Consider the following 21,740-nt stretch of genomic DNA (forward strand, 5'->3'; position numbering starts at 1 on the left):
CCTAAATTCCATCAGCTTGATTCAACATTTCATTCGCATCCGGTTTTCAGGGTGCAAACCCTACATAATTAATGAACCAGGCTCGTATTGCAACAGGGCAGTACGGGCCTGGTTTTTTTCAGGAGTCGAAAGGGGCGAGTTCTTGAAATTCGCGATACTCCGTGTCATCGCGTAAACAAGAAATCCGATTGTGCATTCAATAAATGGAGAACCTTTGGACGAAATGTGTCCAGGTATTTCAAGCTTACGGCATCCATCAAATAACCGTCAACGGTAGTAGACGGAACAATCCGTGGGCTGCAGCTTCAAGACGCCGTCTCGCCGCAGTCCGCGGATCTTGCGCAGGACGACCGAACGCGGGGCAAGCGTCCACAGATGCCAGCAGATGAGGCTGATCATGAACGATTCGTGCACCCAGGGATAAGCAACCGCGATGACGCAGAGTCCGAACCAAAGCAGATGGCGGTGCAGGCGCCGGAACAGGCCGTGTTCGATATGCTGGACGGGCACATAACCGATCCACGGCGCATTCACGCTCCACCGGAAACGCCGGAATTCCGGTTCATCGACGCGAATCAAGGTCAGCCGGATAATGACGAAATGGACGAGCTCCACGCCGATGAGGCTGATCATCCAGGAGAGAATGCCGGTTGTGCCGTACAGGCCGCCCTGGAGCACGCCGAACAGCGCGGCGATGAGCAGGTAGCTGATCTTCACTTCCCGCGGTATCGGGATCCGGCGGATGAGCTGATAATGATAGATCGTCGCCTTTTCATCCAATTGTTGACGACGCGGCATCATGGGATTTTTCCTCCAACTGCATGCTGAAAAGGGTTTACCAACTATATCGGAAGAGGCGCATGCCGGATGAATGCCTGCCGGGCAAATGCGGATGGTCCCATGGAACCAAATATTTGCGGCAAACATATATTGAAGCAAAATATTTGAAAAGACCTTTGAACAAGTATATCGAACTAGACATTGTGGCATAATGGGAGTTGAAAGAAAGACAGGAAGGATGAGTCGGCATGGAGGAAAGCGTCCGACAATGCTGCATCATTTGCGGGCAGGAGAAGGAGTTCGGCATCACGATTATCTCCGAATTTATATGTGAGTCTTGTGAAGCCGAGATGGTGCGCACCGATGTGAAGGACGAGAAATATCCGTTCTTCATCCATCAATTGAAACGAATCTGGGTCCAGAAGAACGCGTGAGCGGCTGCATCCGACAAGGGACGGCCGTTTTTTTGCTGCTCGGTGGTATCGCGGCGTTTCTTCCTTTATTATAGAAGAAACAGGAGAGGAGGGAACGGAAGCGGATGCCGGAGTTCGAAGCGCCGCTTTACACGCAGCTCGTACGCAGGCTTGGGCGCGGCCCGGTCAGCTTCCACGTGCCCGGACATCAATACGGACGCGCGCTGCCGGACGAGCCGTTCGCCTTGTTCCGGGACATCATGGGCATAGACGTCACGGAACTGGAGGATACGGACGACCTGCACCATCCGGAAGGCATCATACGGGAAGCGCAGCAACTGGCCGCGCGCTGCTTCGGAGCGGACGAGACGTTCTTTCTCGTCGGCGGCAGCACGGCCGGCAATCTCGCGATGCTGCTCGCCGTCCTCGATCCGGGCGATGCGATCATCGTGCAGCGCAATGTGCACAAGTCGGTGCTGAACGGCATTGCATTGGCGAGGGCGCGGGCGATTTTCGTGGCGCCGCAGATCGAACCGGTATCGGGACTTCCGACCGTCCCTGCGGCAACTGACATTGAAGCGGCACTGGACCGCTATCCGGACGCCAAGGCGGTATTCCTGAGCACGCCCAACTATTACGGCATGCATGTCGATCTTGCGCCGTATGCGGAGATTGCCCGCCGCAGGAATCTGCCGCTTCTGGTGGATGAAGCGCACGGCGCGCATTTCGGGCTGCACCCGGCTTGTCCGCCTTCCGCAATAATGTCCGGCGCCGATGCGGCGGTTCAATCGACGCACAAGACGCTGACCGCGCTGACGATGGGCGCCATGCTTCATGTGCGCCGGGGCAGGTTGTCAATGGACCGGCTTCGGCGCGCCTTGACGGCGGTGCAAAGTTCAAGTCCATCCTACCCGATTCTGGCGTCGCTCGATATTGCCCGGGCAATGATCGCGGCTTGCGGCCCGGCATGGCTGGAGAGCGGCATGAAGGCGGCAAGCCGCCTCCGGGAACGGCTGGCTGAACGAAACGGCCCGTTCGCCATTGTGGAGCCGGCCGTCGGCGAAGCTTGCAGCGCCGTTGACCCGATGCGCATCGTGCTGCGGGATGCGACCGGCAGGCTCAGCGGCATTCGGCTTCAACAATTGCTGGCGGAGCAGGGATGCTGGGCCGAGATGGCCGACGACCGCTATGCGGTGCTGCTGTTCGGTCCGCGCACGACCGCAGCGGACGCGGACAAGCTCGTTTCGGCGCTGGACAGCATTTCGGCGGAGATCACCGGATATCCGCCGGCAACAGATGCCGGTCCAGGACCGATTGACACTGCGGCCTATGCGGCTGAACCGGAGGATCGCATCGGCGAGCCGTTCGCCATTCCGTTCATGCCGCCGGCGGAAGACGAAACGGAAACCATACCGCTTGAAGAAGCGGCCGGACGTACGGCCGCCGAAACCGTCATTCCTTATCCGCCAGGCATTCCGCTGCTCTATACGGGCGAACGGATCCGCGAAGCGCAGGTCGCAGCCATCCGCAGGCTGGCTGCGGCGGGCGCGCGTTTCCAGGGAGCGCCCGACGCCGGCATGCGGACGATCCGGGTCATGACACAACAACGACGCGACAACGACAGGTGAAGGGGACGAACCGGTGAGCAGAGGCTTTTTTCTGACGATTGAAGGCGGCGAAGGCGCAGGCAAGACGACGATTCTGCAGGGCATCGCCGATTGGCTGAAAACGCGGGGATGGGATGTCGTCGCGACGCGCGAGCCGGGAGGCATTCCGATTGCCGAGAAAATCCGGGAAGTGATTCTCGACCGCGGCCACACCGACATGGAAGCGCGGACGGAAGCGCTGCTCTATGCGGCCGCCCGCAGGCAGCACCTCGTCCAGAAGGTGGAGCCGGCGCTTGCGGCCGGCGCGGCGGTGCTGTGCGACCGGTTCGTCGACAGCAGCCTCGCCTATCAGGGCCATGCGCGCGGGCTCGGCATGGAGGAGGTCTGGTCGATCAACCGGTTCGCGATCGGCGATCTCATGCCGGATTTGACGCTGTATCTGGACGTCAGGCCGGAAGTCGGCCTCACACGGATCCGGTCGGCCGGCGGAAGGGAGATCAACCGGCTGGATCTGGAGGACTTGTCTTTCCATCAGAAAGTGCGCGAAGGCTATCTGCTGCTGGCGCAGCGCCATCCCGAGCGAATCGTGACCATCAACGCGGAGCAGCCGCCGCAACAGGTGCTTGCGCAGGCACTGGAAGAAACGGAAAAACGACTTAAAGGGTTTTCACATTTCCGCGTCAAATAATATAAAATAGGTACACATCCAACCAAGGGAGGGATACGCATGAAACTTGTCATTGCCGTTGTGCAAGACAAGGACAGCAACCGGCTGTCCACCGCCCTCATTCAGGAAGGATTCCGCGCAACGAAGCTGGCGAGCACCGGAGGATTTCTTCGTGCAGGAAATACCACTTTTATGATCGGAATTGAAGACGAACGGGTGGAAGACGTTCTGCGCGTCATCCGGAACAACTGCAAAATCCGCGATCAGCTCGTGACGCCGGTATCTCCGATGAGCGGTTCGACCGATTCGTACATGCCTTTTCCCGTCGAAGTGCAGGTCGGAGGCGCGGCGGTGTTCGTGCTTCCCGTCGAACGGTTTGAGCATTATTGATCACCCGCATGACGCAACCATTTATCGTCCGGTGAAGAGCATGACCCGTCATGCTCTTTGCTTGGGCTAAAAAGCAGCTTTACTCCATACATGGGAAGGAAACGCGATGAAAATCAATCCCGGATACCGCACAGTCGGACAAGACCGGACGCGGATGGACACCGTCCAGCGTCAGGCGGCGCCCAAATCGTTCGCCGATTTCATGCAGGAGCAGGAAACGGCCAGAACGCAGGAAGCGCTGCAGCGGATGCTGAACGACATCCATCAGCAAGGGGAACGGCTGGCCCGCAACATGACGGTGCGCGAGCTGATGCTGTACCGTCAGATGGTGAAACGGTTCCTCGAGGATACGGTCAGGCGCGGCATCGGCCTCAAGGAGACCCGCGGCTGGGACCGGAGGGGCCGGGTCAAGCGCTACAAGCTGATCGAAGAGGTCGATGCCGTCCTGGTCAGCATGGGCGAAGAATTGCTGCAGACCGAGGAAGGACGGCTCGAACTTCTCGACAAAATCGGCGAAATCCGCGGACTGCTGATGAATCTGCTGTTCTGACGGAAAGGATCGGTAACGCCATGCGAATCAGCGACATCACCGGCCAGCCGAAAGCGGTGAAACTGCTCCAGGCGGCCATAAGAACCGGCAATGTCTCCCACGCCTATCTGTTCGGCGGTCCCGCGGGGACGGGGCGGAAACAGGCCGCGCTCGCCTTCGCGCAGGCGCTGTTCTGCACGTCCGGCGGGCCGGATGCGTGCGGCGAATGTCTGGCTTGCCGGAAGATCGAACACGGCAATGAGCCGGATCTGCATCTCGTGGAGCCGGACGGCGCGGCGATCAAGATCGACCAGATCCGCGGTCTGCAGCGCGACTTGTCGTACCGGTCGGAGGAATCGAAGCGCAAGGTCTATATCATGGAACGGGCGGAGACGATGACGCCGCAGGCGGCCAACAGCATGCTCAAGTTTCTCGAAGAGCCGTCGTCGCCTGTCGTCGCCATTCTGCTCACCGAAAATCCGCAGGCGATTCTCCCGACCATCCGCTCACGCGCCCAATTCGTTCCTTTCCTCCCGCTGCCTCCCCAAGTCATGCTCGAGAAGCTGCTTGCCGAGGGCCATCCGCCGCTTCTTGCCCGGGCAGCGGTGCACCTGGCCTCCGGAATCGACGCCTGCCGCGCGATTATCCAGCAAGAGGGGTTTGCAGAAACGAGAAAGCTGGTGATACAATTGGGGAAAGACAGCCTGGGCAGATTATCCGCCGCGATGGTCAGCATCGGACAAGCGTTCAAGAACGGTCTGCAAGCGGACCGGATCGAAACCGTTCTCGCGCTGCTGGCGCTCTGGTATCGGGATCTGCTGAACGTCCAGATCGGCAGGCGGGAGCAGGTTGTCTTCGCAGACGAACTCGGCTGGATGGACAAGCATGCGTTCATGCGCAAACCGCATGAATGGGTCGCATGCATGGAGCATACGCTTGAAGCAGGCAGACGCATCCGTGCCCACGTATCGCCGCAGCTTGCCCTCGAGCAGCACCTAGTGAAGATTCAGGGGGGCTGAATCCTTGTACAATGTCGTCGGTGTCCGTTTCAAGAAAGCGGGCAAAATTTACTATTTCGACCCGTTGGACTACCCGGTCGAGACGAATCAGCACGTCATTGTCGAGACGGCGCGGGGAATCGAATACGGCAAGGTCGTCATCGGCCGGAGACAGGTGGACGAGTCGGATGTCGTGCTGCCGCTGAAGCGGGTCATCCGCATCGCGGACGAGGCCGACGCCCGGGTCGTCCGCGAGAACGAAGCGGCGGCGAAGCAGGCATTCGCCATTTGCCTCGAGAAGATCAAGCAGCATGAGCTGGGCATGAAGCTCGTTGATGTCGAATATACGTTCGATCGAAACAAGATTATTTTCTACTTCACCGCCGAAGGCCGCGTCGACTTCCGCGAGCTGGTCAAGGATCTGGCCAGCGTCTTCCGGACCCGGATCGAGCTCAGGCAGATCGGCGTGCGCGACGAGGCGAAGATGCTCGGCGGCATCGGGCCTTGCGGACGCATCCTTTGCTGTTCGTCCTGGCTCGGCGACTTCGAGCCGGTGTCGATCAAGATGGCGAAGGATCAGAGTCTGTCGCTCAATCCGACGAAGATTTCGGGATTGTGCGGCCGGCTGATGTGCTGCCTGAAATTTGAGCACGATCATTATGAGAGCGTGCGCGAGGAAATGCCCGCCGTCGGCAAAATCGTCATCACCTCTTACGGCGAAGGCAAGGTGACGGCCATCAACGCCGCTGCCCGCACGCTGTACGTCCAGCTGTTTGAATCGGGCGGCAAGCCGAAGGAGCTGCCGTTCGACGACTGTGTCGTGAAAGCATAACGCCAAGTCGCGGGTGCCGAGGTGGGACAGTGACGAGAGACCTGTTCGATCAAGTCGAACGCATGGAGGCCGTTCTCGGGCAGATGCTGAGGGAGACGGCCGACATCAAGCGGAACATCAAGTCGCTCATCGAAGAGAACAAAAGACTCAGCATTGAGAATCAACAGCTTCGCAAGCTGCTGAAGACGAGTGCGGCGACGGTCCGGGCGGAACTGGCTGCGGGACTCGCGGAGGAAGCATCCGCCGACCGGCTCGAAGAAGACAGCCATGTGCACGTCGGCGAAGGCTACGATAATCTTGCCCGTCTATATAATGAAGGATTTCACATCTGCAATGTCTATTACGGTCACCTCCGCACGGAGGGCGACTGTTTGTTCTGCCTGGCTTTTCTTCATAAATAATGGATACCCTGACGGCTGCTTGCCGGCGGCGCAATCTTGAGCGCTGCGGCGGGCAGCCATATTTTGCTTCGCCGGACCGGTCCCTGTACATTTGCAAGAAACGGGTTTGTTCATTAAGCTTATGGTAAGAACGTTATTTTCCACCGGATGGAAAGGCAAGGAGTCGACTTCCCGACATGAACAGGCCTGACGCGCAGCCGATGCTCGAGCCCGGCGAAAGGCTCGACCATCTGCTGACGCAAGACTTGAAAATCATTCAAAGCCCGGAAGTGTTCAGCTTCTCGCTCGACGCGGTGCTGCTCGCCCGTTACGCCGGCGTGCCGGCCAGAGGCCGCGTGGTCGACCTGTGCACGGGCAACGGCGTCGTGCCGCTGCTTCTGACGACGCGGACGGCGGCGTCGATTGACGGCGTCGAGATTCAGCCGAAACTGGCGGACATGGCGCGGCGAAGCGTGGCGCTCAACGGCCTGGAGGACCGGATCACGATCATCGAAGCCGATCTGCGCGAATGGTCGAAGCGCGCCGATGTGCGCGGCGCCTACGATGCGGTCACGATCAACCCCCCGTATCTGCCGCGTGGATCCGGAGAGTACAAGGAGAACATCCACAAAGCGATGGCGCGGCATGAAATCGGGTGCACGCTGGACGACGCCGCGGCGGCATGCGCGGCGGCGGTCAGAAGCGGCGGGCGCGTCACCATGGTGCACCGTCCGTCCCGGCTGGCGGACATCATCGAGACGCTGCGCCGCCACCGGCTCGAACCGAAGCGGATGCGGCTCGTCCACCCGAAGCAGGAGGCGGAAGCGAACATCGTGCTGATCGAGTCGCTGAAGGACGGCAGGCCGGAGCTCCGGCTTGAACCGCCGCTCATCGTCTACGAACCGGACGGACGATATACGGACGAGCTGCTGCATATATTTTATGGAAGAAAAACGGAGCTGGCGGGCGTACCCGCCGCGGCGGAGGAGGAGCGGACGTGAGCGGGAAGCCGGACGGAAAGCCGGATGACCGGCAGCGGGAGCGGCAGGCCGTGCAGGTCCAGCGGAGCTTCGCCGATCGCGAGCGGCCCGGCACGCTCTATCTCGTGGCGACACCGATCGGCAATCTGGAAGATATGACGATGCGCGCCATCCGCACGCTCAAGGAGGCCGATCTGATCGCGGCCGAAGATACGCGCCAGACCCGCAAGCTGCTGACGCACTTCGACATTCGCAACCGCCTGGTCAGCTACCATGAACATAACCGGGATGCGAGCGGCCCGGAATTGCTCAGGATGCTGGAAGAGGGGCTCAGCATCGCGCTCGTCAGCGACGCGGGCACGCCCGCCGTCTCCGATCCGGGCGCCGAACTGGCGGCCGAAGCGGCGGCCCGCGGCATCCCGGTCGTGCCGATTCCCGGCGCGAACGCTGCGGTGTCCGCGCTCATCATCTCCGGGCTGCCGACGCACCGGTTCCTGTTCGCCGGATTTCCGCCCCGCGACCGCAAGGGGATGCAGCGGTTCCTGGACAGCCTGGAAGCGGAGCCGGGCACGCTCATTCTGTACGAATCGCCGCATCGCGTGCAGAAGACGCTGGCTGCGCTGGCCGAGCGGTGGGGAAGCCGCCGCATGGCGCTCGTGCGCGAACTGACGAAGCGCCACGAGGAAGCGTTGCGCGGCACGGTCGCCGATGTGCGGGATTACGCCGCGGCGCATCCGCCGGCGGGCGAATGCTGCCTCGTCATCGAAGGAGCGGCGGAGTCCGAAGCCGGGGAGGCGGCGGAAAACCCGGCCGGCGAATGGTGGGCGCGGATGACGTCCGCCGAGCATGTCGCCCATTACGAGCGGCAGGGCATGTCGCGCAAGGAAGCCATGAAGCGGGCGGCGGCCGACCGCGGGCTGAAGAAGCGCGACATCTACGCGGCGCTTCTGGCCGAAGCGGACGGGCCATTAGAGGACAAGCCTTGAGGGCAAAAAAAAAAACCTTCCCGGCCGGCAGCCCGGCGCGGGAAGGCAGCAAGGAGTATAAAAAAGGTTAGAATTATCGAGGTAGTTTCTTTTCTATTATAACCTATTTTTCGTAAAAGTGACACTTTTTTTTCACGAGTTTTTCACTGTGCCGTCCGCGGCCGGACGCCATCAGGAATTGGCGGGCACGGGCAGCTCGGAGATGCACTCGTGGCAGACGATCTTGCCCTTGAAGTACGTGACATTCTCGGCATTGCCGCAGAAAATGCAGGCGGGTTCATATTTCTTCAACATGATGCGTTCCCCGTCGACATAAATTTCAAGGGCGTCCTTCTCTCCGATGCCGAGCGTGCGGCGCAGTTCGATCGGAATAACGACACGGCCCAGTTCGTCGACCTTGCGTACAATGCCTGTCGATTTCATCATAGCGATTCTGCTCCTCTCAAGCGATTCAACATTATTCGACATAGTTCAACTTTTTCTGCTAATTATAGTACCAACCATTCCCATAATAGTCAACAGAAAATAACAGGAAATTCACGCCTCCATTTCTAAGAAACACCCGGGAAACACCCGGCAAAACCGATGAAAATCCGGTTCAGGCGAGGAAATGGGGCGTTCTTCGGACATCAGGAGATAATTCGACACAGATCGACAAATTCGACAATTTTGTGAAGGGACTGTCGAATTTCGAAAGGGGTGACGCGCGTGCACCACGAATTGCCCGAAGAGAAAGTGTTCAAAGATCCTGTTCACAAATCCATCTATGTCAAAGACCGGATTATCTGGAACCTCATCAATACGAAGGAGTTTCAGCGGCTCCGCCGGATCCGCCAGCTCGGCACGTCCTATCTGACGTTCCACGGCGCCGAGCACAGCCGGTTCTCCCATTCGCTCGGCGTCTATGAGATTACGCGCCGGATCATCTCCCAATTCGAGCGGCTCGGCGATTCGGACTGGCCGAAGGAAGAGCGGCTGACCGCGCTGTGCGCTTCGCTGCTGCATGATGTCGGTCACGGGCCGTTCTCGCATTCGATCGAGGCCGTGTTCGACACGCACCACGAGGAGTGGACCTGCCGCCTTCTGCTCGAAGACACGGAATTGAACCGCGTGCTGCGCGGCGTCTCCGACGATTTTCCGGAGCGGATCGTTTCGGTCATCCGCAGGACACACGAGAAACCGATCGTCGTCAGCCTGGTCACCAGCCAGCTCGATGCCGACCGGATGGATTTTCTGCTGCGCGACGCTTATTATACCGGAACGCATTACGGCACGTTCGACATCGACAGAATTCTGCGCGTCATGCGCCCCCACAAGGGCCGGATTGTCGTCAAAGAGAGCGGGATGCATGCGGTCGAAGACTACCTGATGTCGCGGTATCAGATGTACTGGCAAGTTTATTTCCATCCCGTGACGCGCAGTTCGGAAATCGTGCTGCGGCAAATTTTCCGCCGGGCGAAAGAACTGTACCGCGGCGGCTGGCGCTTCGATTCCCTGCTCGAGCCGCTCAAGCGCCTGTTCGACGGCGAAATGACCGCCGACGACTATTTCCGGCTGGACGAGCCTCTGGTCCAGACGCAGTTCATGATGTGGACGGACGAGAAAGATCCGCTGCTTGCGGACCTGTGCCGGCGGTTTCTCCACCGCAGGCTGTATAAATATACAACGATGGACGAGCCGGACGAAGCGCTCCTGGACCGCGCGCGGCAGGCGCTTCTGGATGTCGGGCTGAATCCGTCCTATCATCTCGAAATTGATTACCCCTACGATCTTCCGTATCATATATACCGTCCGGGCGGCGACAGCGGTCCCGGAGCGCAGCCGATTCTGCTGCTCGGCGAACACGACGAGCTGACGGACATCGCCGACCGCTCCGAGATCGTCCGGTCGATCGCCGGCATACACAGGGGCAGACATCATCTTTATTACCCGGAAGACATGCTGCTGAAACACCGGGACCGATTGCCGTCCGACATCAGGCGGCTGATTGGCATGTTGTGAAGGCGGCCCGGGCATCCCGGAAGGAGATTTGGACATGTTGATCGATTCGCATGCGCATCTGGATTCCCATCGGTTCGACAACGATCGGGAAGATGTGATCCGGCGCGCCAGGGAAGCCGGCGTCGAACTGATCGTCAACATCGGCTTCAACCGCGAGACGATTCCGACGACGCTCGAGCTGACGGAGCGCCATTCTTTCATCTACGCGGCCATCGGCTGGCACCCGGTCGACAGCATCGACATGCGCGAGGGCGATCTGGAATGGATCGAATCGCTGGCGGCGCGCGAGAAGGTCGTCGCGATCGGCGAGATCGGCCTCGACTATCACTGGGACACGTCACCGAAGGAAGTGCAGCATCAAGTGTTCCGCGAGCAGATCCGGCTCGCGCGGCGGCTCGGCCTGCCGATCGTCATCCACAATCGCGACGCGCACGAAGATGTCGTACGCCTGCTCCGGGAAGAGCGGGCCGAGGAAGTCGGCGGCGTCATGCACTGCTTCTCGGGCAGCTGGGAAATCGCGAAGATGTGCCTGGACATGAACTTCTACATCTCGTTCGGCGGCCCCGTCACGTTCAAGAATGCGCGGGTGCCGAAAGAGGTGCTGGCCAAGGTGCCGCTCGACCGGCTCATGATCGAAACGGATTGCCCGTATTTGACTCCGGAACCTTATCGTGGAAAACGAAACGAGTCCGCTTACGTGTCCTACGTCGCGGAGGCGGCCGCCAAAATTAAGGGAATTGACTTACAGGAACTGGTAAAAATCACGGGACAGAATACTCTGAATTGTTTCCGAATTCGAGATAAGTCGGTCTAAACCGTTGAAACAATGATTTTGCTTGCAAAAAAAGTGGCATTACCCGCGAGAAAATCTCCGATAATGAGCTTTAAACCGAAAATAACGCGAAAATCGCATTTCGAACGTCCTTTACAACGCGCAACTCGAGGGGGTATGATGTCTCACAGAACTTTGCTGAGAGTTGAACATTTCCAGACGCTGAATCTCCCGGGGGGACGGGAGAGCGGGGGAACCAGTCAGCGGCAACCGGACAATGCGGATTGCCGGCACCGCTGAATTCGATCGGGGTGAATTGACCGGACGCGCGATCCGAAGCGGCGAAAGGTCATAGGGCGGCTCTCGGCCCGAACCCGTCAGCTAACTCCGCAGGCGTATTTGAGAGTGATCGTCTCGTGCTTTGACAGTCCGAAGTTTTATTTATCCTCTTCGAAGCCACGATGGGATCCTCTGTCGGCGGCTTTATTTTTTGAATATTGTGGCAACCGGCGACATAGGTTTCTCCAGGAAGACGGACAGACGACGGGGCGTGAATCTGGAACGACAGCACGATTCTGAAAACAAAAACGTTCGCGTCAATCGTATCATGCATCATCCTAAGGCGGCGAGCAATGTAAGGAGGACCGAAGACATGGGAAAGTTCCTTCCGGAATCCCATGGATCACGATCATCCGGCATGAACTTCGCAATGCGTTGGAAGCATGAGAACGTACGTCTGGTTCTTCTGAGCGCAATTCTTTCAATCGCCATGACTTTCATGCTGCTGGTGCTGCTCTACGGCACGGCCGACAAACAGGTATCGGTCGTCGTGGACGGCGAGGAACGTATCGTCACGACGAAGCAATGGGTGCTGGAAAAGCTGCTTGACGAGCTCGACATCGAGGTCGGGCCGAACGACGAGGTGTCGAAACCGCTCAACGCGGCGATCAAGGATGGCGACCGGATCGTCATCAACCAGGCGGTGCCGGTCACGGTGGTCGCCGACGGCAAGGCGGTGAAGGTGTATCCGACCCGCCATACGGTTCAGGCGGCCCTGAGCGAAGCGGGCGTCGACCTGCGCGACGACGACAAGGTGTATCCTTCGCCGGGCGCGGCACTCGAGCCGGACATGACGATTGAAGTGGTGCGCGTCGACAAGCACGTGGTGCAAACCGAAGAGGTCATACCGTATGCGGTCGTCAAGAAGGACGACCCGAATCTGGAAAAAGGCAAGGAAAAGGTCATTCAGCACGGCAAGGACGGCGTCGTCGTCAATCTTGTCGAGAAAACGTTCGAGAACGGCGTGTACGTAAATTCGCGGCTGCTGACGAAGACGGTGTCGGCGGAGAAGCAGGATCAGATCGTCGCCGTCGGCACGAAGAAGCCGGAGCCGAAAGCGGCCGTGTTGTCCGCCGAATCGGAGACGGCAACGAAGGTCACGCGTGAAGGCGTGACGTTCAAGGCGAAGAAAGTGCTCAAGAACGTGACGCTGACGGCGTATTCCGCCGGTTTCGAGTCGACGGGCAAGACCGAGGATCATCCGCAATACGGCATTACGGCTTCCGGCACGAAAGTGCAGGAAGGCCGGACGATCGCCGTCGATCCGGACGTCATTCCGCTCGGCTGGTGGGTGTACATCGAAGGCATCGGATTCCGGCGTGCGGAAGACAAAGGCAGCGCGGTCAAAGGGAAAAAGATCGACATTTACTACGACAGCGAGACGAAGGCGGAGCGCTTCGGCAAGAAGAAGGGCTACACCGTCTACGTGATCGGGCCGAACAAGCCGACGGCAAGCTGAGGCTGCGGCTGCCGCCGGGCGTGCCCGTGATTCATCCTATGGATTCATCACCGCAATTATGCTTGAGCGGCTGGAAACCTCTGTGCGGCATCCCCGCGGATGCCGCGCCGGGGTTTTCTTGTCGTTGCGGAGGCGCATAGCGGGGCGAAGCTGCGGCCATCATCATGAAGAGGACGAGCCGTTTACCGGGCTTGGGAAAGGAATGCGACATGATCCAGGAAATTATCGTCGTCGAAGGCAAGGACGACACCGCCGCCGTGAAGCGCGCGGTTGAGGCGGACACGATCGAGACGGGCGGCTCGGCAATCGGCGAGGAAGTGCTTCGCCGGATTGAACTGGCCGCAGCGCGCCGCGGCGTCATCATCTTCACCGACCCCGATCATGCGGGCGAACGGATCCGGCGGATCGTGGCGGACCGCGTGCCGGGCTGCAAGCATGCGTTCCTGCCGCAGGAGCAGGCGGAGCGGGGCGGCAAGTTCGGCGTCGAGCACGCGACGCCGGAAGCGATCCGGCAGGCGCTTGCCGCCGTTCGGACCGAGCGGCCGGCGGAAGAAGCCGGAGCGGATGTTGTCGAGTGGGATGACCTGATGGAGGCGGGGCTCATCGTCCACCCGGAAGCGGCTCAGCGGCGCCGGGAGCTCGGCAAACGGCTCGGCATCGGCTATGCGAACGGCAAGCAGTTTTTCCGCCGCTGCCGGATGCTCCGCATCACGAAGCGGGAGCTGGCCGAAGCGCTTGCCGCCATGGACGGCGGAGAGGGGGAAGCAGGATGATGACGGACGGCATGCGAATGAGCCGGCCCGCGGGAGACATCGGCACGCCGAAGCGGACGCGCGAAATCATCGCGCGATACGGCTTCACGTTCCGCAAGGCACTCGGGCAAAATTTTCTCGTCGACGCGAATGTGCTGCGCAAAATCGTGGATGCGGCCGAGCTTGGACCATCGAAGGGCGCGCTTGAGATCGGTCCGGGCATCGGGGCGCTGACCGAGCAGCTCGCCATGGCCGCGGGCAAGGTGGCGGCGATCGAGCTGGACCGGCGGCTCATCCCGATTCTGGAGGAACTGTTCGCGCCTTGCGCCAACGTGGAGATCGTGCACGGCGACGCACTGAAGCTCGATCTGAAGCAGCTGATTGCCGAACGGTTCGCCGGTCTGGAACGCGTCAGCGTCGTCGCCAATCTGCCGTACTACGTGACGACGCCGATCCTCATGAAACTGCTGGAGGACCGGCTGCCGCTTGAACATATCGTCGTGATGGTGCAGAAGGAAGTGGCCGAACGCATGACGGCGCCGCCCGGAGGCAAGGAATACGGCAGCCTCAGCGTCGCGGTCCGCTATTTCGCGGAGCCGGAGGTCGTGTGCACCGTGCCGCGCACCGTCTTCGTGCCGCCGCCGAACGTCGACTCGGCCGTCGTGCGCCTCACCTTGCGCGCCCGGCCGCCCGTGGACGTCACGGACGAAGCGATGTTCTTCCGCGTCGTGCACGCGGCGTTCGCCCAGCGCCGGAAGACGCTGGCGAACAACCTGACCGCGCTGCTCGGCAAGGAGCGGCGCCAGGAAGCTGCCGCGCTGTCGGCGTCCTGCGGCATCGACCCCGGCCGGCGGGGCGAGACGCTGTCGCTCGAAGAATTCGCGGCGCTTGCCAACAAGCTGGCCGAACATCCGGCATAACTGGCTGAACACCAGACGGGCCGCCCTTCCATAGGATAGACGGAAGAGGTGATCAGCCCATGAAGCAAGGGGATTGCGTCGTGCGAAAATCGTACGGCGGCGACATCCTGTTCCGCATTGAAGCCATCGTCCGGCAGACGGCCATTCTGAAGGGTGTCGACTACCGTCTGCTGGCCGACGCTCCGCTCTCCGATCTTGTCGTCGTCCGGCAGCCCGAAACGAGCAGCGCCGCCGTGGCGGCGAAAATCAAAGAGCACGAATCGCTCAGACGCTTCCGGCGCCAGGAGGGGGAGGCGGAAAGCTTCCGCTCCGACACGGAGTCCGTGGACGATGCGGAAGCATACCGCCAGGAGACCGCGAACCCGCCGGGCGGGTATTTCGAGATGCCCGGCCGTGTCCTGCATCTCGACGGGGACGGCGCATATCTGCGCAAAAGCATGGCGCTGTACGCCCAGATGAATGTGCCCGCCGACTGCATCCACTGCCACGAATCGGTGATGCCGGAGGTGATCGGCCGGCTTCTGCCGCAGGTGCGGCCCGACATCGTCGTGATCACGGGACACGACGGCGTCCTCAAGAACCGGCCCTACGCCAGTCTCCGCCCGCTCAGCAGCTACAAGAACTCCGTCCATTTCGTGCAGGCCGTCCGCGCCGCCCGCGCCTATGAACCGAACAAGGACAACCTGATCATCGTCGCCGGCGCTTGCCAGTCGCACTTCGAAGCTTTGCTCATGGCCGGGGCCAACTTCGCCAGCTCGCCGCGGCGGGTGATGATCCACGCCCTCGACCCGGTCGTCGTGGCGATCAAGGCGAGCCGCACGCCGTTCCGCGAGCCGATCCATCTGACCGAAGCGATCCGCGGCACGATATGCGGAGCGGAAGGGATGGGCGGCGTCGAGACGTTCGGCAAGCGCCGGCTCGGAACGCCGCGTCCGGGGTGGAATGCGAAGAAGGTCGTTCCGGCTTACGGTGCATAAAATCATGTCGGATTGCGGACATTCATAAAAAGGGATAATAGACTGTTGACAACCGTTTTATAGTGTTGTTATAATATTTTCTTCATTTGACACTGCCGCTTCTTTTCATGTATAATGGACAAGGAAAGAGGTGGTAGTGACGATGGCGAAGAATGCGCTGCTCGAAATCCGACGCAGTCTGGAAGCGCACGTCGGTTCCAGAGTCTGTCTGCGAGCCAACGGTGGACGCCGCAAGACGATCGAGCGGACCGGCGTGTTGGAAGAGACCTACCCTTCTGTTTTTATCGTGAAGCTTGACCAGGAACAACATGCTTTCAAACGCGTGTCTTACAGCTATGCCGATATTTTGACGGAGACCGTCGAGGTGACCGTCGTCAGCGACGAAGGACAGGTGCGGATCGCTTACATGCAGCATTGACGCACCGCCGTATGATCCGCCCGGACCGGGGCATACTATCCTTCATCACAACGCGGATTCGCGCGGAAGGAGGACCCCGTCATGGGCCGCAGAAGACGAGGCGCGATGTCGCAGCAGCTCAAGGAAGAACTGGCGAAGGAACTCGGATTCTACGGTACCGTCGCCAAGGAAGGCTGGGGCGGCATCCGGGCGAAAGATGCGGGCAACATGGTCAAACGGGCGATTCAGCTTGCGGAACAGGCGCTGGCGAATCGCGGCAACCGACCGTCGTGACGAATATCGGACAAAACAGAGCGGCCTGCAGGCGCGATGAGCGCCGCGCGGGCCGCTTTTCGCATTTGCGCCCGCCGACAGGACCGGCCGTTTTTCGCATTTGGCGGAAACCGATGCTATAATTGGGAAGGACTCAAGGACGAGCGGGTGCGACGAACGGTGGTGAATGCGTGAAAATTTACGAGAAAGCGCCGGCCAAGATCAATCTGCTGCTCGACGTGCTGGGCAAGCGGGAAGACGGCTATCACGAAATCGAAATGGTCATGACGATGGTCGACCTGGCCGATCGGCTCGAAATGGAGGAATTGCCCCGGGATGCGATCGTGCTGTCAAGCCAGGCCGGATACATCCCGCTGGACGAGAAAAATTTGGCGTTCCAGGCGGCGAGATTGATCAAGGACCGGTACGGCGTGAAGAAAGGCGTCTACATCCATCTGGACAAACACATTCCGGCGGCTGCGGGACTGGCCGGCGGCAGCAGCGACGCGGCGGCCGCGCTCCGCGGGCTGAACCGGCTCTGGCAGCTGAATCTGTCCGACGCCGAGCTCCTCGAGCTGGCGGCCGAGCTCGGCTCCGACGTGCCGTATTGCGTGCGCGGCGGCACCGCGATCGCGCGCGGGCGGGGCGAGAAGCTCGAACAGCTGCCGAGTCCGCCGCAATGCTGGGTCATTCTGGCGAAGCCGCAGCTCAACGTGTCGACGGCCGACGTGTACGGGCAGTTTCGGCTGGAGAAGGTGAAGCAGCATCCGTCGCTCGAACGGATGGTCAAAGCGATCGAGGCCGGCTCGTTCCGCGACATGTGCGCCGAGCTCGGCAACGTGCTCGAGACGGTGACGCTCGAGCGCCATCCCGAAGTGCGCCGGCTGAAGGAGATCATGCAGCGGCTCGGGGCGGACGGCGTGCTGATGTCGGGGAGCGGCCCCACGGTGTTCGGCCTGGTGGCGAAGGAAGCGAAGGTGCCGCGCATTTACAACGGGCTCCGCGGATTCTGCAAGGACGTGTTCGTGGCAAGAATGCTGACATAAACTTGAGCAGTCACTTGCAAAAAACCGTATGAAAATGATATATTGTCAGTATATCATTCGGATTTCATACGGGGGTGAAGGCCGTGAGGAAGTTGAAGCGAAGCGCCAGGCTGGTCGAAATGACGCAATACTTGTTGGCACGCCCCCACACGTTAATTTCGCTGACAGCATTTGCGGACCGCTATCAATCGGCGAAATCATCGATCAGCGAAGATCTGGCCATCATCAAGGAAGTTTTCGAAGAAGAAGGCATCGGGCAATTGCACACATTGGCCGGCGCCGCCGGCGGTGTCAAGTATATTCCGACCGTCAGGAAAGAGGCCGCGCTTGCGGTCATCCGCGAGATCTGCCGCCAGCTGGAGCAGCCGGAACGGGTGCTCGCCGGCGGCTATCTGTACATGACCGACATGATCGGCCAGCCGGCGATCATGAGCGAAGTCGGCCGCATGTTCGCGACCGCGTTCGCCGGCCGCGAGATCGACGTCATCATGACGGTCGAGACGAAGGGCATCCCGCTGGCCTATGCAACGGCGATGCACCTGAATCTGCCGGTTGTCATCGTGCGGCGCGACAACAAAGTGACCGAAGGTTCGGCAGTCAGCATCAATTACGTGTCGGGCTCGACGAAGCGGATCCAGACGATGTCGCTCGCGCGGCGCGCGCTGCGCGAACAGTCGCGGGTGCTCATCATCGACGATTTTCTGAAGGCGGGCGGCACGGTGCAGGGCATGATCGACCTGCTCGCGGAGTTTGACGCAACAGTCGCCGGCGTCGGCGTGTTCGTCGAATCCGGTGAAGTCGGCGCCGAAGAGCGGTTGTTCCATGATTACGTGTCGCTGGCGAGATTGACGCATGTCGACCTGAAGACGAAGCAGACAACGGTTGTTCCGGGGAACTACTTCGACGATTGAGGAGGCGCGCATCGCCTGATCGGGCGGTGCCGCGTTTGTCCATATGCAAGCGGTTGCGGACGGGCCCGCGTTGCGGGTCGCCGGGATGCAGCCCTTTGGCATACTTATTAACCCTACCATTCCAATAGGGAAACCATGAAGGAGGAGCGCGAACATGTCTCAACGACCGACCATCATTTCGACCACAGCAGCCCCCGCCGCCATCGGCCCGTATTCGCAAGCCGTCCGGTTCGGCAATCTGCTCTTCACCTCGGGCCAGATTCCGCTTACGCCAGAAGGCGAACCGGTGCAAGGCGGCATCGAGGAACAGACGCATCAGGTCTTTCGCAATCTGCAGGCGGTGCTGGCTGCGGCCGGCTGCAGCCTGTCCGATGTCGTGAAAGCGACCGTCTTCCTCAAGGACATGAACGAATTCGCCGCGTTCAACGCCGTCTACGCCTCGTATTTCGGGGATCACAAGCCGGCGCGTTCGACGGTGGAAGTCGCCCGTCTGCCCCGGGACGTCAAGGTCGAGATCGAGCTGATCGCCGCCGTTCCCGATGGCGAAAAACAGCGGTAATTGTCAGTTAAAAAAAAGTTAGTCAACCCGCAACAATATTTCCAGATACAAGAAGGATTTCGGCGCAATTTGTGGAATATTACACCAAGTCTTTTGGTAGGCAAAGGTGGTGAACAGAATGCAAATTACCGATGTGAGACTCCGCCGCGTGAATTCCGAAGGCCGAATGAAGGCGATTGCCTCGATCACGATTGACAACGAATTCGTTGTTCACGATATTCGGGTCATCGACGGCAATAACGGCATGTTCGTGGCCATGCCGAGCAAGCGTACGCCGGACGGAGAATTCCGGGATATCGCACATCCGATCTCTTCGTCGACGCGGGAGAAGATCCAATCCGCCGTGCTGGCGGAATACGAGCGGGCGGCAGCTGAAGAAGAAGCGGCGATTGAAGAAGGTGCATGATGGACACGCACGATGGACTGATAGCGTATTCAGATGATCGGGAGAAGAGGGCCGATGGCTCTCTTTTCTTTTGTCCGAAGCAAGTGTATAGTCGAGGGAGATACGCTTCGCAGCGAAGCGCAGGAACGAACTCGGGAGGAAAACGGACATGAAGAGAATGGCGGTCGTGCTTGCGGCTGGACTGGGGAAACGAATGAAATCGAAACTTCACAAAGTGCTGCACCCCGTCTGCGGCAAGCCGATGGTCGGACATGTGCTGGACGCAGCGGCCGCGGCCGGCTGCGAACGGACGATTGTCGTCGTCGGACACGGGGCGGAGAAGGTGCAAGCCTACGTGGGCGACCGCGCCGAATGCGTGCTGCAGGCCGAGCAGCTCGGCACCGGACATGCGGTATTGCAGGCCGATAAGTTGATCGGCGGGGAAGCGGGCACGACGATCGTCGTCTGCGGCGATACACCGCTCATCCGGCCGGAGACGATCCGCGCGATGCTGGATGCGCACGAGCGGAGCGGCGCCGCCGCGACGCTGCTGACGGCGGTCGTCCCGGACCCGTCGGGTCTCGGACGCATCATCCGCGGAAAGAACGGCAGCGTGGAGCGCATCGTCGAACACAAGGATTGCAGCGAAGACGAGCTGAACATCACGGAAATCAACGCCGGCACCTATTGCTTTGACAACCGGAAGCTGTTCGACGCGCTCGGCAAGGTGAAGAATGACAACGCGCAGGGCGAATATTACCTGACGGACGTGATCGGCATTCTGCACGAGGCCGGCGAAGCAGTCGCTGCCTACCGGACGCCCGATCCGGCCGAGGCGGCCGGCGTCAACGACCGCATCGCCCTGGCCGAGGCCGAGCGGCTGATGCGGGAGCGGATCAACCGCCGGCACATGGAAGCCGGCGTGACGATCATCGATCCGGCGGCCACGTACATCGAAGCGGATGTCGCGATCGGCGCGGACACCGTCATCTACCCGGGTACGGTGCTGAGGGGCCGGACCGTCATCGGCGAAGACTGCGTCATCGGCCCGCAGGCCGACATCACCGATTCCGTCGTCGGCCGGGGCGTGACGATCCGCCACTCCGTGCTGCTGGAGTCGGAGGTCGGCGACGAATGTTCGATCGGGCCGTACGCGAACCTGCGCCCGAAATCGAAGCTCGCCGCGGGCTGCAAGATCGGCGATTTCGTCGAGCTGAAGAACGCGTCGCTCGGCGAAGGCACGAAAGTGTCGCACCTCAGCTATGTCGGCGACGCCGTCGTCGGCCGGGATGTCAACATCGGCTGCGGCGCCATTACGGTGAACTACGACGGCTACAACAAATCGGTCACCGAGATCGGCGACCGCGCCTTCATCGGCAGCAACGTCAATCTGATCGCGCCGGTGAAGATCGGCGAAGGCGCCTATGTCGTCGCCGGTTCGACGATCACCCAGGACGTGAAGCCGAACGACATGGCAATCGCGCGCGAGCGGCAGGTCAACAAGGAAGGCTACGCCGAGCGTCTCCGCGCGCGGGCGCGGGCGAAGAAGGAGCGCTCGGGCCAGAACTGATCCGATCCGGTGCATGGTGAAGGCTGGAAAAGGGAACACTATAGGGAAACCTGTGCGAAGGAGGTTTCCCGATGACGCCGACGATCAAAGCGGAAGAGCGGCCGACGCGCCCGAAGGGCGAACTGCGCCGGCTGCGCGATCAGGGGAAAGTGCCGGGCAATCTGTACGGCGGCAAGGCGAGCGGCTCGACGCCGATCGCCGTCGAGGAGAAGGAGCTGCTGGCGCTGCTCCGCCATCATCCGAACGCGGTGCTCGATCTTGAAATGGCGGGTTCGGACACGAGACCGGTCATGGTGGCCGGCGTGCAGCGCGATCCGCTGACGCGCAACGTGCTGCACATCGATCTGCGCGAGATCGACCTGAAGACGCCCGTGCGCACGCACGCGCCCCTGGAACCGGCCGGCGAATCGCCGGCCGAGAAGGAAGGCGGCATCGTTCAGATGCTGCTGCACGAGCTGGAGATCGAATGTCTGCCCGCCGACATTCCGGACGCGATTCCCGTGGACGTCTCGGGGCTTAAGCTCGGAGACAGTCTCGTCGTCCGCGACCTCAAGGTTCCGCCGGGCGTGCTCGTGAAGACCGACCCGTCGCTTGTCGTCGTGACGGTGCTCGCTCCGCAGAAAGATGACGCGGAACCGGCCGAACCGGAGGCGAATGCCGCGGAGACGGACCGCAGCGGCGCAGAAGAGAAAACGGCGGCACGATCCTGAATACCGAACGGCAGCGAGCTGCCTGTCCGCCCGCAGCGGCAGGCAGCTTCGTTGTACGCCCGGCATGGGCGTCATCTCTACGGTGAAAGTCCGGAATGGGGGCTGGC

26 protein-coding genes and 1 riboswitch are annotated in these 21,740 nt (G+C 60.6%); of the genes, 24 read left to right on the plus strand and 2 right to left on the minus strand.

The features are described 5' to 3' along the window. Window positions 1-267: 267 nt before the first annotated feature. A complete protein-coding gene (locus KJQ12_RS10940) occupies window positions 268-801 on the minus strand; it encodes a transposase (protein WP_213484703.1) in 534 nt (177 codons plus the stop codon). 227 nt (window positions 802-1,028) lie between these two features. On the opposite strand from KJQ12_RS10940, the gene KJQ12_RS10945 reads away from it, so the two are divergent. The 10 genes from KJQ12_RS10945 to rsmI all read left to right on the plus strand — a co-directional run bounded on the left by KJQ12_RS10945 (window position 1,029) and on the right by rsmI (window position 8,562). After that, window positions 1,029-1,214, plus strand: coding sequence for a sigma factor G inhibitor Gin (locus tag KJQ12_RS10945; RefSeq protein WP_213484704.1), 186 nt, complete (start codon window positions 1,029-1,031; stop codon window positions 1,212-1,214). 104 nt (window positions 1,215-1,318) lie between these two features. Next, complete coding sequence (locus KJQ12_RS10950) at window positions 1,319-2,821, plus strand: aminotransferase class I/II-fold pyridoxal phosphate-dependent enzyme (RefSeq protein WP_213484705.1); 1,503 nt, start codon at window positions 1,319-1,321, stop codon at window positions 2,819-2,821. 13 nt (window positions 2,822-2,834) lie between these two features. Further along, complete coding sequence (gene tmk, locus KJQ12_RS10955) at window positions 2,835-3,488, plus strand: dTMP kinase (RefSeq protein WP_213484706.1); 654 nt, start codon at window positions 2,835-2,837, stop codon at window positions 3,486-3,488. Window positions 3,489-3,527: 39 nt separating this feature from the next. Beyond that, a complete protein-coding gene (locus KJQ12_RS10960) occupies window positions 3,528-3,857 on the plus strand; it encodes a cyclic-di-AMP receptor (RefSeq protein ID WP_015256483.1) in 330 nt (109 codons plus the stop codon). A gap of 106 nt (window positions 3,858-3,963) precedes the next feature. Then, complete coding sequence (locus KJQ12_RS10965) at window positions 3,964-4,407, plus strand: YaaR family protein (protein ID WP_213484707.1); 444 nt, start codon at window positions 3,964-3,966, stop codon at window positions 4,405-4,407. 20 nt (window positions 4,408-4,427) lie between these two features. Continuing rightward, on the plus strand, window positions 4,428-5,405 hold the full coding sequence (holB, locus tag KJQ12_RS10970; protein ID WP_213484708.1) for a DNA polymerase III subunit delta': 978 nt from the start codon (window positions 4,428-4,430) through the stop codon (window positions 5,403-5,405). Between the two features lie 4 nt (window positions 5,406-5,409). Continuing rightward, complete coding sequence (locus tag KJQ12_RS10975) at window positions 5,410-6,216, plus strand: PSP1 domain-containing protein (RefSeq protein WP_015256480.1); 807 nt, start codon at window positions 5,410-5,412, stop codon at window positions 6,214-6,216. A 29-nt stretch (window positions 6,217-6,245) separates the two neighbouring features. Next, window positions 6,246-6,617: an initiation-control protein YabA gene (locus KJQ12_RS10980; protein ID WP_213484709.1), complete on the plus strand. Its 372-nt coding sequence runs from the start codon at window positions 6,246-6,248 to the stop codon at window positions 6,615-6,617. A 176-nt stretch (window positions 6,618-6,793) separates the two neighbouring features. Continuing rightward, complete coding sequence (locus KJQ12_RS10985) at window positions 6,794-7,597, plus strand: tRNA1(Val) (adenine(37)-N6)-methyltransferase (protein WP_213484710.1); 804 nt, start codon at window positions 6,794-6,796, stop codon at window positions 7,595-7,597. Further along, on the plus strand, window positions 7,594-8,562 hold the full coding sequence (gene rsmI / locus KJQ12_RS10990; RefSeq protein WP_213484711.1) for a 16S rRNA (cytidine(1402)-2'-O)-methyltransferase: 969 nt from the start codon (window positions 7,594-7,596) through the stop codon (window positions 8,560-8,562). Before KJQ12_RS10985 ends, rsmI begins: the two co-directional genes overlap by 4 nt. Window positions 8,563-8,733: 171 nt before the next feature. On the opposite strand, the gene KJQ12_RS10995 is transcribed toward rsmI, so the two are convergent. Continuing rightward, complete coding sequence (locus KJQ12_RS10995) at window positions 8,734-8,988, minus strand: AbrB/MazE/SpoVT family DNA-binding domain-containing protein (protein WP_015256475.1); 255 nt, start codon at window positions 8,986-8,988, stop codon at window positions 8,734-8,736. Between the two features lie 282 nt (window positions 8,989-9,270). Between KJQ12_RS10995 and KJQ12_RS11000 the strand changes: the two genes are divergently transcribed. The 14 genes from KJQ12_RS11000 to KJQ12_RS11065 all read left to right on the plus strand — a co-directional run bounded on the left by KJQ12_RS11000 (window position 9,271) and on the right by KJQ12_RS11065 (window position 21,633). Further along, window positions 9,271-10,563 (plus strand): HD domain-containing protein, encoded by a 1,293-nt coding sequence (locus KJQ12_RS11000; protein ID WP_213484712.1) that lies wholly within the window; start codon window positions 9,271-9,273, stop codon window positions 10,561-10,563. A gap of 34 nt (window positions 10,564-10,597) precedes the next feature. Beyond that, a complete protein-coding gene (locus KJQ12_RS11005; protein WP_015256473.1) occupies window positions 10,598-11,377 on the plus strand; it encodes a TatD family hydrolase in 780 nt (259 codons plus the stop codon). A gap of 168 nt (window positions 11,378-11,545) precedes the next feature. Next, a riboswitch (cyclic di-AMP (ydaO/yuaA leader) is annotated at window positions 11,546-11,746 on the plus strand. Window positions 11,747-11,987: 241 nt separating this feature from the next. After that, on the plus strand, window positions 11,988-13,133 hold the full coding sequence (locus KJQ12_RS11010) for a resuscitation-promoting factor (RefSeq protein ID WP_213484713.1): 1,146 nt from the start codon (window positions 11,988-11,990) through the stop codon (window positions 13,131-13,133). A gap of 209 nt (window positions 13,134-13,342) precedes the next feature. Further along, on the plus strand, window positions 13,343-13,906 hold the full coding sequence (rnmV, locus tag KJQ12_RS11015) for a ribonuclease M5 (RefSeq protein WP_213484714.1): 564 nt from the start codon (window positions 13,343-13,345) through the stop codon (window positions 13,904-13,906). Next, window positions 13,903-14,805, plus strand: coding sequence for a 16S rRNA (adenine(1518)-N(6)/adenine(1519)-N(6))-dimethyltransferase RsmA (gene rsmA, locus KJQ12_RS11020; RefSeq protein ID WP_244860573.1), 903 nt, complete (start codon window positions 13,903-13,905; stop codon window positions 14,803-14,805). The genes rnmV and rsmA overlap by 4 nt, the downstream gene beginning before the upstream one ends. Before the next feature lie 59 nt (window positions 14,806-14,864). After that, a complete protein-coding gene (gene yabG / locus KJQ12_RS11025) occupies window positions 14,865-15,782 on the plus strand; it encodes a sporulation peptidase YabG (protein ID WP_213484715.1) in 918 nt (305 codons plus the stop codon). A 142-nt stretch (window positions 15,783-15,924) separates the two neighbouring features. Beyond that, a complete protein-coding gene (gene veg, locus KJQ12_RS11030) occupies window positions 15,925-16,200 on the plus strand; it encodes a biofilm formation stimulator Veg (protein WP_015256468.1) in 276 nt (91 codons plus the stop codon). Window positions 16,201-16,281: 81 nt separating this feature from the next. Further along, a complete protein-coding gene (locus KJQ12_RS11035) occupies window positions 16,282-16,473 on the plus strand; it encodes a small, acid-soluble spore protein, alpha/beta type (protein ID WP_015256467.1) in 192 nt (63 codons plus the stop codon). 170 nt (window positions 16,474-16,643) lie between these two features. After that, window positions 16,644-17,498 (plus strand): 4-(cytidine 5'-diphospho)-2-C-methyl-D-erythritol kinase, encoded by an 855-nt coding sequence (gene ispE, locus KJQ12_RS11040; protein ID WP_015256466.1) that lies wholly within the window; start codon window positions 16,644-16,646, stop codon window positions 17,496-17,498. An 83-nt stretch (window positions 17,499-17,581) separates the two neighbouring features. Beyond that, the gene (gene purR / locus KJQ12_RS11045) at window positions 17,582-18,409 is read left to right on the plus strand and encodes a pur operon repressor (RefSeq protein WP_213484716.1); all 828 of its coding nucleotides are present in this window, start codon (window positions 17,582-17,584) and stop codon (window positions 18,407-18,409) included. Window positions 18,410-18,563: 154 nt separating this feature from the next. Next, complete coding sequence (locus KJQ12_RS11050) at window positions 18,564-18,968, plus strand: RidA family protein (RefSeq protein ID WP_213484717.1); 405 nt, start codon at window positions 18,564-18,566, stop codon at window positions 18,966-18,968. A gap of 118 nt (window positions 18,969-19,086) precedes the next feature. Continuing rightward, on the plus strand, window positions 19,087-19,374 hold the full coding sequence (gene spoVG / locus KJQ12_RS11055; protein WP_015256463.1) for a septation regulator SpoVG: 288 nt from the start codon (window positions 19,087-19,089) through the stop codon (window positions 19,372-19,374). Between the two features lie 148 nt (window positions 19,375-19,522). Beyond that, on the plus strand, window positions 19,523-20,923 hold the full coding sequence (glmU, locus tag KJQ12_RS11060; protein ID WP_213484718.1) for a bifunctional UDP-N-acetylglucosamine diphosphorylase/glucosamine-1-phosphate N-acetyltransferase GlmU: 1,401 nt from the start codon (window positions 19,523-19,525) through the stop codon (window positions 20,921-20,923). Between the two features lie 71 nt (window positions 20,924-20,994). Beyond that, on the plus strand, window positions 20,995-21,633 hold the full coding sequence (locus KJQ12_RS11065; protein WP_015256461.1) for a 50S ribosomal protein L25: 639 nt from the start codon (window positions 20,995-20,997) through the stop codon (window positions 21,631-21,633). The last annotated feature ends 107 nt before the right edge of the window (window positions 21,634-21,740 follow it).

Source organism: Thermobacillus xylanilyticus (genome assembly GCF_907165215.1).
Taxonomy (GTDB): domain Bacteria; phylum Bacillota; class Bacilli; order Paenibacillales; family Paenibacillaceae; genus Thermobacillus; species Thermobacillus xylanilyticus.